Genomic DNA, 14,005 nt, shown 5'->3' on the forward strand with positions numbered 1-14,005 from the left:
GGGCGGACCGTTTTTTGTACGGGGGTCAGGCACGGGTTTTTAGGGGCGCGGGGCTGTGTTTGATGTGCGGCTGCCGCCGCGTGGGCGTGCTCAGCCCGCGCGGTGGCGCGCCTCTGAAATACCGGCCCCGGTGGGGCAGATGCGGTTGTTTTCGGGCTGGCAGCCCGGTGGGGGTGGGCCGCGCAGTTCCCCGCGCCCCTTAAAAGATCGGTGTGCCGCCCTGGGCAAAGGGCGCTGTTCGGGGGCGCGGGCAGGGAAGGATCGGGGGCCGTCCTCAGAAAAAGGGTGTCGTCCGGGGGCGCGGGCCGGGAAAGATCGGGGGGCCCACAGCGGGAGCGTGTCAGTGGGGTGTGGGCGGCGTGTCAGTGGGCGGGGGGAGGGTGGGGGCATGGAGAAGACGGTGGGCGGGGAGAGAGCGGCAGCGAAGGCGGCGGCGTTCGGGAAATTCGTGGTGTGCGGCGGAGGCGTCGGCCTGCTGTCGAGCGCGGTGCTGGTGGCGGCGGCGGGCCACGCCCCGTTCGCGCTGGTGAACGCGGTGGTCACCGTGGTGTCGACCCTGCTGGCGACGGAGCTGCACCACCGGATCACGTTCAGGTCCGCCGAAGGCGGATGGGCGGGGTGGCGGGTGCACAGCAAGTCGGCGCTGACGCTGCTCGGGGCATACCTGTTCACGACGGCGGCCGTCCTGACGCTGGACCACGCGCACCCGCACCCGGGCGCCCTGCTGGCGCAGGCCGTGTACCTGGGAGCCTCCGCCCTGGCAGGCATCGCCCGCTTCGCGACGCTGCGCCTTCTGGTCTTCCCCACCCGGAACCCGGCCCGCGATGCCGCCCGCGAGGGCACCCGCGAGGCCGCGAAGCCGCTGGACCGGGACGGTGTGGCGGCAGCCGCGTAACGGCCCGGAGACGTCCCCGGGCGCCCCGTAACATTCCCCGTTCCCCGCCGCGTCGAAGAGGTGAAGGGTCGGATGGGGGAAGGGGAGCGGGATGCGAGAGGGGGAGACGGCGGCGTATCTGGAGTTCGCGGCGGTCCGCGCGAGCCACCTGTACCGGTCGGCCTGTCTGCTCGCCAGCGGCGACACGCACCTGGCGGAGGACCTGGTCCAGGAGACGCTGGGCCGGATGTTCGTCGTCTGGGGCCGGATGGCGAAGGTGGGGAATCCGGCCGCGTACGCCCAGACGGTTCTGGTCCGCGCCTTCCTGACCCACCAGCGGCGGCGCAGCAGCAAGGAACGCCCGAGCGCGGAGCTGCCGGACAGCCCCACGCGGCACGGCGACGACGCGACGCTCAGGATCACGCTGCTCGACGCGCTCGGCCGGCTCTCGCCGAAGGACCGGGCGGTCCTGGTGCTGCGGTACTGGGAGGACCGCAGCATCGAGGAGACCGCCGAGGCCCTGCGCTCCACACCGGGCGCCATAAGGACCCGCACGGTACGCGCGCTCGCCCGGCTCAGGGCGGATCTCGGCGGCAGCCTCGCCGATCTCATCGCCCGCTGAGCCGCGTCGGCTGCAACCGATTCCCGTCGACAGACAGACAGACCAACCGGCCGCACCCGTGGCCGTACCCCCACACGTAGACCGCATCCGTACACACCAAACCGAGACGGTGGTTCCGCCATGCCCATCGAACCGATCGAATTCGAAGACGAGCTGGGCGACGCGCTGCGCCGCACCGCCGACACGTTCCAGCCGGACGACTCCCGCGGCCTGGTCGCGGAGGGGCACGCGCACGGCCGCAGACTGCGCCGCAGGCGTACGGCCGCGATCACCGCGGGCGTCGCGGCCTTCGCCCTGGTCGGGGTGGGCGGCGCGCTGGTCGGCGGCCTGGCCAAGGGCGACGGGGGCAGCGGGGTCGCGTCGGCGCCCACGAAGCCCGCGGTGTCGTCCACGGCCTCGGACAAGGCGAGTTCCGCGGCGAAGCCGGCCAGGCCCGCGATGACGGCCAAGCAGGTGATGGACCTGTTCCTGGCGACGCTGCCCAAGGGTCATGTCACGAAGTCCACCTGGCCCAGCCGCGGCACCGAGGAGGGCATTCCGCTGGCGGCGGTCGTCTTCAACAAGGGGCTGGTGACGCTCGGCATCGGCGCGGGCGAGGCGGTGCCGTCGTGCCCGGACTTCCCCTCGCAGGACCCGGACACCTCGTGCACGTCGACGCACGTGCACGGCGGCACGCTGACGATCTCCAAGGGCTTCGAGTACTCCGACCACCGGGCCGAGACCAAGGAGTGGTACGCGACCCTCGTCACACCCTCCGGCGCCGTGATCAGCCTGAGCGAGTGGAATTCCAGGGACGAGAAGGACGCCCCGATCTCACGTCCGAATCCGCCGCTCAGCTCGGCCCAGCTCGCCAAGATCGTCACCGACCCGCGCTGGCAGCGGGTGATCGACGCGCTGCCCGACCCGGACAAGGCGACCAGGGACAACGCGGCCACGGACCCGTCGGCGAAGGACAAGGCGTCCGCCCGCCTGGCGGGCACGTACGGCGGCTGACACCGCCCCCGGCCCGGACGTCCCCCGACCCGTCTCCCGGCCCGTCCCCTGGTGCCTCGCAGGGCCTTCCCCCCGCCCCCTCCTCCGGTCCGCCGCCGACCGGACCGGGGGAAGGGGGGCTTCCCGTTCACAAGCTTTTTGCGCATGCTTTGAGTACCCGGGTGCCGTCGGCGACGGCTTTCGGGTGACAATGCGACAGTCGAAGCTGAAGTATTCGGCACAGTTGGCCCCCTGAAAGAAGCGAGGATCTCCATGTTGCGAAACGGGCTGGAGCCGTGGCACCTGATCGTGGTGGCGATCGTCGTCATCGTGCTGTTCGGTTCCAAGAAGCTGCCGGAGGCGGCCCGCGGACTCGGTAAGTCGATGCGCATCCTCAAGTCCGAGGCGAAGGCGATGAAGAGCGACGACACGGGGCCCGCGAGCCCCGAGCCGACCGCCACCGCCACCCCGGCGCCCGAGGCCATCACCCCGAGCGACGTCGTGACCGCGAGCGAGACGACCCCGACTCCGCAGCCGACGACCACGGCCAAGTAGCCGCCCCGCGCGCGGCGTTCACCGCCGCGTCCGCCGGGTATCCGGCCGAATCACCGCGAAGCGCCCGTCGGCCCCCCGCCGGACGCCGCTGGGACGCGGCCTGCCCCCGCCCCCCGTTTCCGGGATCCGGCAGCCTTGATACGTTCCTGATGTCCAGGAACCGGAAGGCCGGATCCGGTGGAGTGACGGGGGGCCAGGGGTGACCACGGGTACGGGCAGCGCCGCGGAAGCCGTACCGCCGGAGTTTCTGACCGGTTTTCCCGAAACGCTCGCCGAGGTCTCCCGCAGTTGCCGCCCGCTCAGCCGCGCCGAGCGCGAGAGCCGCCGTGCGCTGGGCGAGCAGGCGGCGGACTCCGGCATAGCCCTGCCGTCGCTGATCGGCACCCACCTCACCGCCGTCCGCGAGACCTGGCCGGTACTGCCCGGCGTGGCGGACGCCAGGAGCACCGCCGAGCTGCGGCAGGTCGGCGCCGCCGTACTGGCCGCCCTGGAGACCGGTGTCGCCGCCCTCGCCGAGGGCCACAGCCGGGCGCAGCGGCACTCGGTACGCCGCGCGGCTCTCGCCCGCCGCGCCTTCGTCGACGACCTGCTCTACGGCCGCAGCGACCCCGGCCGCCTCGCGGAACAGGCCGAGGGCTTCGGACTGCGGCTCGCGGGCCAGCACGTCGTGGCGGTCGCCGCGGCGCCCGAGGACGGGCCGTACGACGAGACGCACCCCGCGCTCAGCCGGGTCGAGCGCGAACTGGCGGGCCGCTTCGGCGACCACGACGCGCTGGTCGCGCCCAAGGACGGCCGGATGGTCTGCGTCGTGCCCGGCACGCAGCGCCAGGTGCTCGACGCCTTCGTGAAGACCGTCGCCGCGCCCAGGACCGCCGTCGGCCGCTCGCACAGCGGCGCCTCCGGCGTGGTCCGCTCGTACGAGGAAGCGCTCAGCGCCCTGGACCTCGCCGACCGGCTCGGCCTGGAGGCGACCGTGCTCAACGCGGCCGACCTGCTGGTCTTCCCGGTGCTCATGCGCGACCGCGCGGCGATGCTCGACCTGGTCAAGACGGTGCTCGGCCCGCTGGAGGAGGCGCGCGGCGGGGCGCTGCCGCTGCTGGAGACGATCACCGCGTACGCCGCCGCCGGGTACGTGAACGCCGAGGCCGCCCGGCGGCTCGACCTGAGCGTGCGCGCGCTGTCCTACCGGCTGGAACGTATCGCCGCCGTGACCGGCTTCGACCCGGACGACGCCTTGCAGCGCTACACCCTGGAGACGGCCGCGATGGGCGCGAGGCTGCTGGACTGGCCGACCAAACCGCTGTGAGCCGCGCGCTGACGCGGCGCGTGCGCTGACGTGGACGGGCGCGCCCGAGCCAGGGCCCTGCCCACGCGGCGGGCGGGACGGTTCGGCGGGTGCGCTGACGTGGCCGGTGTGCCGACGCGCGGGCCGGGGCTACGCGGCCGGCGGGGGCGGTGTCGCGCCGGTGGGTATCGCGGCCGCTCCGGCGGCGCGGGCGGCGGCCACTTCGGCGGCTTCCGCCTCCTGCGTCGGGCAGCTCCGGTCCTCCTCCGAGCGGGCCTCCTCGCACTCCGTCTTGAGCCCGGCGCTGATCGCCCGGCCCGCGTCGCGCAGCGTGGCCAGCTGCTCGGGGGTCAGGACGTCGAAAAGGTGCTCGCGGACGGCCGTCACATGCCCGGGGGCCGCCGCTTCCAGCGCGGCGAACCCGGCGTCGGTGAGCGTCGCCACCCAGCCGCGCCGGTCGCAGTCGGCGGGGCTGCGTACCACCCAGCCCTGTTTCTCCAGCGCGGACACCGCGTGCGAGAGGCGGCTGCGCGAGGACTGCGAGGCTTCCGCCAGCTCGCTCATCCGCAGGCTGCGCCCGGACGCCTCCGAGAGCCGCACCAGAATCTCGTAGTAGGCCATGGGCATGCCGGACTCGCGGCGGAGCTGGCGGTCGATATACGCCGAGAACTCCACGCTCGCGGTCATATACGCACGCCAGATCTCCTGCTCGTCGTCGCTCAGCCAGCGCACATCGTCCATGCCCACCAGCATACGGGTGGTTGAACTCTCAACACCATGGCGTTATGGTGGGTGAGCGCTCAACCAAATACCCCGGTTCACCGCTCAAGGAGCCCCACATGTCCTCCCAGACCGAAGTGATCGACGGCTACGTCGCCGGCAAGTGGACGATCGACGCGGTCCACTCCGATGTCTCCTTCTACGTCCGTCACCTCGGTGTCTCCAAGGTCCGCGGCAGCTTCGACAGCTTCGAGGGCACCATCGAGACCGCCGAGAACCCGGTGGACTCGAAGGTCTCCGCGGTGATCAAGACCACCTCGGTGAGCACCAACAACGAGATGCGCGACAACCACGTCCGCAGCGCGGACTTCCTGGACGTGGAGAAGTTCCCGGAGCTGACCTTCACCTCCACCGCGATCCGCCCCAAGACCTCCGAGCTGTTCGAGGTCGACGGCGACCTGACGCTGCACGGCGTCACCAAGACCGTCACGCTCCAGCTCGAACTGAACGGCTTCGGCACGGCCCCCCAGGGCCACGCCATCGCCGGTTTCTCGGCCGCCACCGAGATCAGCCGCAGCGACTTCGGCGTGACCGGCGGCGCCGCCGGCGCGGCCGTCAGCGACAAGATCCGCATCGCGCTGGAGATCGAGGCCGCCCAGGGCTGAGGCCCCCGCGCCCCGTCCTGCCACGGCACGGCAGATCACGCGTTCTCCCGCCTTCGCGCGGCGTATTCCACGGCTCCGGCCGCCCTCCGTACGGGTCACTCCGCGCGGACGGCGGCCGGAGCCGTTTCGGTTGCGGTCGGTTCAGGACGTGTAGACGCGGTGAAGACTGCCGGGAACCGGCAATGCGACAAAGGTTCCCGGACTGCGACAATCATCGCGGGGCGGGGGAGAGCCGCACAGGGGGGAGGTGTTGGGGATGGGGGAGTTCACCAGCATCGTTCTCGGCTTTCCGACCGTCCTGTTCGGCGGGGCCCTGGTGGTCGTGGTCTGCTTCTGGCTCGTTGTGCTCCTCGGGGGGGCCGATGCCAACGGACCCGGACACCACGGCCCCGACGCCGACTTCGGGGGCGCCGGACACGGCGGTCACGGCGGACTCGACGCGCACGCGCACGACGCCCCGGACGGCGGCCACGAGGGCCACGGCGGACTCGGCGGCCTGCTGGCCGCCACGGGACTGGACGGCGTGCCCGTCACCGTCGTCTTCTCGCTGCTCACCGCGCTCGCCTGGTTCCTGAGCCTGGCCGGCTCCGCGGCACTCGACGGCGCCGGCCCGCCGGGCCTGGTGCGCACGCTGCTGTCCTTCGCCGTCCTGTGCGGCGCCGTGATCGGCTCCTGGTCGCTGACCTGGGTGCTGGTCCGCCCGCTGCGACGGCTCTTCCCGCACGAACGCCCGCCCTCACGCGAGGACTTCGTCGGGCAGCCCTGCGTGATCCGCACCGGACGCGTCACCGGCGCCTTCGGCCAGGCCGAGGTCACCTCGCCGGACGGCTCCACCGCGGTGGTCCAGGTCCGGCAGAGCGGCGAGGACAGGTACGCGGCGGGCAGCACCGCGCTGATCTACGCGTACGAGCCCGACGGCGAGTTCTTCTGGGTCGCGCCGTTCGACCCTTACGAACGCATCGGCCCCGCGACGGTCTGAGCGGTTCAACCCCTGAAGGCCGCGACGCCCGAAGGCTTCACCGCCTCGGGGCCGCGACGCCTCGCCGCGCCCGCCCGTCCGCACCCCCACTGAACGTCCCCGCCGGCCGGACCACTCCGGCCGGTCCGCCTCGCCGCGCGGCACCACCCCGCCGTACGGCGGCACATCGTCCCCGCACCACCAGACCCGTAGAACCTGAGGATCTGCCATGGATGCCACCGCCATCGGAATCGGCGTGCTCTTCGGAGTGCTTCTGCTCATCGCCCTCGGAACGCTGTTCACCGTGAGCCGGCTGTTCCGAAAAGTCGCCCAGGGCCAGGCGTTGATCATCTCCAAGGCGAAGCATGTCGACGTCACCTTCACCGGCGCCGTCGTGCTGCCCGTCCTGCACAAGTCCGAGCAGATGGACATCTCGGTGAAGACCATCGAGATCCAGCGGACCGGCCGCGAGGGCCTGATCTGCCAGGACAACATCCGCGCCGACATCCACCTGACCTTCTTCGTCCGCGTCAACAAGACGAAGGAGGACGTGATCAAGGTCGCGCAGGCGATCGGCACCGAACGGGCCAGCCACCAGGGGACGTTGCAGACGCTGTTCAACGCGAAGTTCTCCGAGGCGCTGAAGACCGTCGGCAAGCAGCTCGACTTCGTCGACCTCTACACCCACCGCGAGAACTTCCGCGACCGGATCATCCAGGTCATCGGCACCGACCTCAACGGTTACCACCTGGAAGACTGCGCGATCGACTTCCTCGAGCAGACCCCGATGACGCAGCTCGACCCGGCCAACATCCTGGACGCGCAGGGCATCCGGAAGATCACCGAGCTGACGGCGATCGAGCACGTGCGCACCAACGAGTTCCAGCGCACCGAGCAGAAGGAGATCACCCGGCAGAACGTCGACGCGCGCGAGACCATCCTGGAGCTCGAACGCCGTCAGGCCGAGGCCGAGATCAAGCAGCGCCGCGAGGTCGAGACGCTGCGCGCCAAGGAAGAGGCGGCCACCGCCCGCGTGCAGGAGGAGGAACGCCTGGGCGCGCAGGGCGCGTTCATCCGCACCGAGGAAGTGCTCGGCGTCCAGCGCGAGAACCAGCAGCGCGAGATAGCGGTCGCGCAGAAGAACCGCGAGCGGGTCATCGCCGTGGAGAACGAGCGGATCGAGAAGGACCGCGTCCTCGAAGTCATCGCCCGCGAGCGGGAGACGGAGCTGTCCCGGATCTCCAAGGAGAAGGAGGTCGAGTCCGAGCGCCGCGAGGTCGCCGACGTCATCCGGGAGCGGATCGCGGTCGACCGCACGGTGGCCGAGCAGGAGGAGTCGATCAAGGCGCTGCGGCTGGTGCAGGAGGCCGAGCGCGAGCGGCAGGCGCTCATCATCACCGCGGAGGCGCAGGCGCAGGAGCAGCTCGTCAAGGACATCAAGGCGGCGGAGGCGTCCGAGCAGGCCGCGCACCACAAGGCACGCGAGTCGCTGACCATGGCCGAGGCCCGCAAGCAGGCCGCCGAGCTGGACGCCGCCGCCAAGATCCGGCTGGCCGAGGGCATCCGGGCGGAGGCCGCGGCGGCCGGGCTCGCCGACGTCGAGGTGCGCGAGCGCAGCGCGGAGGCGATCACCAAGGTCGGTCACGCCGAGGCCGAGGCCACCGAGGCCCGGCTCAAGGCGGAGGCGGAGGGCTCGCGGCTGCTGGCGCTGGCCAACGCCGAGGGCACGACCGCGCAGGCGAAGGCCGACGCGGCGATGATCGGCGAGAAGCTGAAGGCGGAGGCCGAGGGCCTGACGGAGAAGGCCGCCGCGATGGCGGCGCTCGACGACGCCTCGCGCGGCCACGAGGAGTACCGGCTGCGGCTCGCCGCGGAGAAGGACATCCGGATGGCCGGGCTCGACACGCAGCGCTCCATCGCGGAGGCGCAGGCGACGGTGCTGGCCACCGGCCTGGAGCACGCCGACATCCAGATCGTCGGCGGCGACAGCGTCTTCTTCGACAAGCTGCTCGGCGCGGTCTCGGCCGGGCGCAGCGTCGACAACTTCGTGGCGAACTCCGACACCGTCAAGACGCTCGCGGGCAGCTGGCTCGACGGTTCGGGCAACAGCTTCACCGAGGACGCCACGCGCGTGCTGTCCTCGCTCGGGTCCGGTGACGTCGCCAACCTCACCGTCTCCGCGGTGCTCGGGCGCCTGATCGCCGAGGGCGGCCCCCAAACGGGTTCGCTGAACAAACTCCTCGACCAGGCACGGTCGTTGGGCCTGGCCGACGCGCCGCTGAGCGCTCTGCGCGGTGCCGCGCCCGACGCCCAGCCCGCGGCCTCCTCGGCCAACGGTCTCGTCAAGAAGTGAGGGGGCCGGGCGTGAGCGGGGCGCAGGAGTCGCGGGGCACGGCACCCGAGGGTTCGCCGGGCGCGGCCTCAGGGGGGCCGCGCCCGGCGGGCGGGTCAGCCGCGGGCGGGCTGGACGGGGACGCGTACGAGGTGCTGCGCGCACGGCTCACCGCGTCCGCGCGGCTGCTCGCGGACCGGGCGGGGGCGCTCAACTCCCGTCGCCAGGAGGTGTTCGGCACCACCGAGCTGCGCCTGGACGGCACCGAGCGGCTGCGCACCGCCCACCCCGCGCAGGCGGCGGACGTGGCCGCCGTCGGCCCGTATCTGCTCTTCGCCTCGAACCCGCCGGAGGTCACCTCGGTCGGCGACGTCTTCCAGGCGCTCCCGGCGGCGTCGGTCGGCGAGGGCGGTAGGGGCGGTGGGGGCGGGCAGGGCAGTGCGGGCGGCGAGGGCGGCGCGGGCGGCGGCGACTCGGGTCCCGCCGGGCTGCTCGACGACCCCGTGTTCGTACGGGAGTTCGGCGAGCTGTACCGCTACTACCGGCAGACGCGGCTGCTGCGGCTGCGCGTCGCCGAGGGGCGGCTGCTCGCGGTCTTCAGCACCGGGCCCGGCGTCGGCGACGTCCGCGTGGTCGGCTGGCGGGTCGCGCCCGACGGGAGCTGCGCGTACGAGGGGACCGCGCGCGAGGAGTGGGCCGACTCCGACGGCGGCGTCTACACCGTCACCTGGGCGGCCGTCACCCGCGAGGACCAGGTGGCGGGGCGCGACCCGCACCTCGCGCTGACCGCGGCCGACGGCGGCACCGTCACCGTCGCCACCTCCGGCGGCACGCTCGCCATCGGCGCCGACGAGGCGTCGTACGAGGAGCCGGTCGAGGACGCGCTCCAGGCCCTCGCGGACGCCGACGTCGCCTACGCCACCGTCGGCCCGCTGGTGCTGCTGCGCGTCCGGCCGTACCGCGAGAACGCCGACCGGCACTTCGCGGTCAACACCAGGACCGGCGAGATCGAACGGCTCGACGCCCTCGGCCAGGCGTGCCTGCGGCTCCCCGACGACCAGGGCGTGGTCTTCCCCGGCGGCTACGCGCTCGCCACCGGCGGCACCCGCGCGTACGAAACCGGCCCGGAGGAGCTGGAGTTCGAGCGGATCGTGCGGTCCGCGAACGGCGAGGACGTGCTGTACGTCTTCCTCGCCGCCGACGGCCGCCGCCTGCTGCTGCCGTACAACCTCATCCGCAAGGAGGCCGCGGCGCCGCTGCACGTCCAGGGCGCCGCGCTTTACGAGGACGGCACGCTGCTGACGCTGCGCCCGGCCGACGGCGGCGAGGCGGCCCGCGTGCACATGGTGCAGCGGTGGGAGACGCCGTTCCTGTCCGACGCCTACGCCGCCGCGCAGCCGGTCGGCGGCGGACCGCTGGAGCGGATCGGCAACCCGGACCTGGTGCGGGCCGTCGCGGACACGCTGTCGGTGGCCCGTACCGCCCTGGCCCTGGAGGCCGCGCCCGCGCTGCCCGGCTACGAGGCGCTGGTCGGCGAGTGCGAGCGGGTGCTCGACCGCTACCACTGGCTCGGCGACATCGAGGAGGACGCCGCCTCGGCGGACGCGGCCTCCGGCGACCTGGTCGCGCCGCTGGCCCAGGTCCGCGACACCGGACGGCAGGTGCTCGCCGAGTACGCGCGGGTACGCGACCTGACCGCGCGCGCCGCGACCGCCGTCGACGAGAGCGCCGCCCGTATCGCCGTCCTCGTCCGGCAGGCGCGCGGCGAGGCCGTGAAGTCCGCGGACGAGTGGGTCGAACGGCTCACCGAACTGCGGCGCGCACAGGGCCACTTGATGTCCCTGCGCGAGATGCGGTACGTCGACGCCGAGCGCCTGGACGCGCTCACCGCGAGCCTGGCCAAGGACCTGGCGGACGTCGCGCGCCGCGCGGCGGGGTACTTCGCCGACGAGCACGCCTTCGACGGCTACCGCGACCGGGTCGCCGCGACCGCCGCCGACGCCGAGGCCATCGGGGCCGCGGCGGACGCGGCCGAGGTCGCCGCCGTCCTGGACGAGCAGGCCACCGGGCTCGCCACCGTCACCGAGATCGTCGGCACCCTGGAGATCGACGACGCGACCGTCCGCACCCGCATCCTGGCCGCCGTCGCCGACGTGCTCGGCGCCGTCAACCAGGCGCGGGCCGTGCTCGACGGCCGCCGCAGGGAGCTGGCCGCCGCCGAGTCCGAGGGCGAATTCGCCGCCGAGAGCGCGCTGTTGGCGCAGAGCGTCAGCGGGGCGCTGGCCGCCGCCGACACCCCGGAGAGCTGCGAGGAACAGCTCGGCCGGCTGCTGGTCAGGATCGAGAACCTGACCACGCGCTTCGCCGCCGACGACACCCGGCTCGCGGCCCTGGACGAGCGCCGCGAGGAGATCCACCAGACCTTCGCCGCCCGCAAGCAGGCGCTCGCCGACGAACGCGCCCAGCGGGCCCAGCGGTTGGCGGCCTCCGCCGAGCGCGTCCTGGCCGGGGTGCGCCGCCGCGCCGCCGCGCTGCCCAGCCTTGACGACGTCAACACCTACTTCGCGTCCGACCCGATGGCTGCCCAGCACCGGCGGATCGCCGCGCAGTTGCGGGACCTCGGCGACCCGGCGCGGGCCGCGGAGGCCGAGGCGGCACTGGCCGCGGCCCGGCAGGACGCGGGCCGCTCGCTGCGCGACCGGCTCGACCTCTACGACGCGGACGGCACGGTGATCCGGCTCGGCCGCCACCGCTTCGCCGTCAACACCCAGCCGCTGGAACTCGCCCTCGTCCCGCACGCGGACGGCCTCGCCTTCACCATCTCGGGCACCGACTACCTCGTGCCGGTCGCCGACCCCGCCTTCGCGGCCACCCGCCGCTTCTGGGACCGCCCGGTCGTCTCGGAGTCGCCCGACCTCTACCGCGCCGAATACCTCGCCGCGACCCTGCTGCTCGACGCCCCCGGCGCTCTGACCGACATTCCCGCGCTGGTCAAGGAGGCCGCCGCGGCCCGGCTCGACGAGGGTTACGAGCGCGGTGTCCACGACCACGACGCGACGCTGCTGCTGACCGCGCTGCACGAGCTGGACACGGCCGCTGGCCTGCTCCGCCACCCCGCGGCCGACCGCGCCCTGGCCCAGCTCTTCTGGACCCATGGCGCCGCCCCGGCCGCCCGGCCGGCCTGGACCACCAGGGCCCGCTCGCTGAGCAGGGCCGCGTCCGCCTTCGGGGACTCCGCCGCCGCCGTGCCCGCGCTGACCGAGCTGGCCGCCGAACTCGACTCTGCCGTAAGGGACTTCGCCGCCCGTACCGGACTCGGCCGGATCGGCGCGGTGGGGGAGGGGACGCCCGTCGGCGACTACCTGGTGGCCGAACTGGCCGCCGACCGGACCGGTTTCGTCGGGGGCGCCGAGGCGCGGGCGCTGCGGGAGCGGTTCGTCTCCGCGCTCGGCGGCGCGCAGGGCGTGCCGTACAAGGAGTTCCTCGACGACCTCGGGGCGCTCGGCGACGACCTGGGCGCGCGCTGGCAGCTCGTGACGGGCTGGCTCGGCGCGCATGCCACGAGCTCCTCGGTCTCTTCGGCATCTTCCGTCTCTTCCGCGGACGGTGAACTCGCCGAGGCCGCCGCCGCGTTCGTCTGCGGTCCCGACCTCGCGGTCTACGCCTCCGAGGCCGCCGTCGGCACCACCGTGACCGGGCTGCTGGGCACCCACCCCCGGATCACCGCCCGGCGGATGGCCGTACGCCTGGACGAAACCCTCACCCGCGTACGGCGGTTCAGGGCCGAGGACGTCCCCGCCTACCGCACCTACCAGCGGCACCGCACCTCCGTGGTGGCCGCCGAGCGCGACCGCCTCGACCTGGACGCCTACCGCCCGCGGCCGTTGACCGGCTTCGTCCGCAACCGGCTGCTCGACGAGGTGTCGCTGCCGCTCATCGGCGACAACCTCGCCCGCCAATTCGGCCCCTCCGGCGGCCTGTTGATGCTGATGTCGCCGCCCGGCTACGGCAAGACCTCGCTCGTGCAGTACGTGGCCGCCCGGCTCGGCCTCGCCCTGGTGACCATCGACGGGCCCGCGCTCGGCACCGGCGTCACCTCGCTCGACCCCGAGCGCGCCCCCGACGCCACCTCGCGCCGCGAGGTCGAGAAGATCAACTTCGCGCTGGAGCTGGGCTCCAACGTGCTGCTCTACCTGGACGACATCCAGCACACCTCGCCCGAGCTCCTTCAGAAATTCATCACGCTGTGCGACGCGCAGCGCCGCGTCGAGGGCGCGGCGGGCACGTACGACCTGCGGGGCAAGCGGTTCGCGGTCTGCATGGCGGGCAACCCGTACACCGAGTCCGGCCGCCTCTTCCGCGTCCCGGACATGCTCGCCAACCGCGCCGACGTCTGGAACCTCGGTGACGTCCTGACCGGCAGGGAGGCGCTCTTCGCGCTGAGCTACGTGGAGAACGCGCTCACCGCCAACGAGACGCTCGCGCCGCTGGCCGGGCGCGAGCGCGGCGACCTCGAACTCCTCATCCGGCTCGCCGAGGACGACCCCACCGCCCGCGCGGACGACCTCGCCCACCCCTATCCGGCCGCCGAGCGCGAGGACATCGTGGCCGTCCTGCGCCATCTGCTGCGCGCCCGCGCCACCGTGCTGGCCGTCAACGCCGCCTATATCGCGTCCGCGGCCCGCACCGACGCCTCGCGCACCGAGCCGCCGTTCCTCCTCCAGGGCTCCTACCGCACGATGTCCCGCCTCGCCGCCCGTATCCAACCCGCCATGAACGAGGCCGAGTTGGAGGCCGTCATCGACGACCACTACCGCGCCGAGGCGCAGACCCTCGCCTCCGGCGCCGAATCCGCCCTCCTCCACCTCGCCGCCCTCCGCGACCGGCTCACCCCCGCCGAGGCGGCCCGGTGGTCCGCCATCAGGTCCGCCTACGCGGGGGGCGGTACGGCCGCGGGGTAGCGGGACACGGCCGGCCGCGTCGGCCCACGCGGCAAATCCGGTGACGCCGGGGCCCTCCCCC

The 14,005-nt window shown here is 73.3% G+C and carries 10 protein-coding genes; 9 read left to right on the forward strand and 1 reads right to left on the reverse strand.

Going from position 1 to position 14,005, the window contains the following annotated elements; genetic code table 11:
- Positions 1–388 precede the first annotated feature (388 nt).
- From ABZX65_RS08920 to ABZX65_RS08940, 5 genes are all read left to right on the forward strand, one after another.
- Complete coding sequence (locus ABZX65_RS08920; protein WP_355336389.1) at positions 389–895, forward strand: hypothetical protein; 507 nt, start codon at positions 389–391, stop codon at positions 893–895.
- 91 nt (positions 896–986) lie between these two features.
- Complete coding sequence (locus ABZX65_RS08925) at positions 987–1,496, forward strand: SigE family RNA polymerase sigma factor (protein ID WP_355336390.1); 510 nt, start codon at positions 987–989, stop codon at positions 1,494–1,496.
- A 120-nt stretch (positions 1,497–1,616) separates the two neighbouring features.
- The gene (locus ABZX65_RS08930; RefSeq protein WP_355336391.1) at positions 1,617–2,489 is read left to right on the forward strand and encodes a hypothetical protein; all 873 of its coding nucleotides are present in this window, start codon (positions 1,617–1,619) and stop codon (positions 2,487–2,489) included.
- Positions 2,490–2,741: 252 nt separating this feature from the next.
- On the forward strand, positions 2,742–3,023 hold the full coding sequence (gene tatA, locus ABZX65_RS08935; protein ID WP_355336392.1) for a Sec-independent protein translocase subunit TatA: 282 nt from the start codon (positions 2,742–2,744) through the stop codon (positions 3,021–3,023).
- Positions 3,024–3,222: 199 nt separating this feature from the next.
- Positions 3,223–4,329 (forward strand): helix-turn-helix domain-containing protein, encoded by a 1,107-nt coding sequence (locus tag ABZX65_RS08940; RefSeq protein ID WP_355336393.1) that lies wholly within the window; start codon positions 3,223–3,225, stop codon positions 4,327–4,329.
- Between the two features lie 129 nt (positions 4,330–4,458).
- Here the strand turns inward: ABZX65_RS08940 and ABZX65_RS08945 are convergent, their stop codons facing one another.
- Positions 4,459–5,049: a MarR family transcriptional regulator gene (locus ABZX65_RS08945; RefSeq protein WP_355336394.1), complete on the reverse strand. Its 591-nt coding sequence runs from the start codon at positions 5,047–5,049 to the stop codon at positions 4,459–4,461.
- Positions 5,050–5,147: 98 nt separating this feature from the next.
- On the opposite strand from ABZX65_RS08945, the gene ABZX65_RS08950 reads away from it, so the two are divergent.
- From ABZX65_RS08950 to ABZX65_RS08965, 4 genes are all read left to right on the forward strand, one after another.
- Complete coding sequence (locus tag ABZX65_RS08950; RefSeq protein ID WP_355336395.1) at positions 5,148–5,693, forward strand: YceI family protein; 546 nt, start codon at positions 5,148–5,150, stop codon at positions 5,691–5,693.
- Between the two features lie 256 nt (positions 5,694–5,949).
- A complete protein-coding gene (locus ABZX65_RS08955) occupies positions 5,950–6,672 on the forward strand; it encodes a hypothetical protein (protein ID WP_355336396.1) in 723 nt (240 codons plus the stop codon).
- Positions 6,673–6,880: 208 nt separating this feature from the next.
- On the forward strand, positions 6,881–9,004 hold the full coding sequence (locus tag ABZX65_RS08960) for a flotillin family protein (RefSeq protein ID WP_355336397.1): 2,124 nt from the start codon (positions 6,881–6,883) through the stop codon (positions 9,002–9,004).
- Positions 9,005–9,015: 11 nt separating this feature from the next.
- Complete coding sequence (locus tag ABZX65_RS08965; RefSeq protein WP_355336398.1) at positions 9,016–13,944, forward strand: DNA repair ATPase; 4,929 nt, start codon at positions 9,016–9,018, stop codon at positions 13,942–13,944.
- The last annotated feature ends 61 nt before the right edge of the window (positions 13,945–14,005 follow it).

This window comes from Streptomyces sp. NPDC003300, assembly GCF_040610915.1.
Lineage (GTDB): Bacteria > Actinomycetota > Actinomycetes > Streptomycetales > Streptomycetaceae > Actinacidiphila.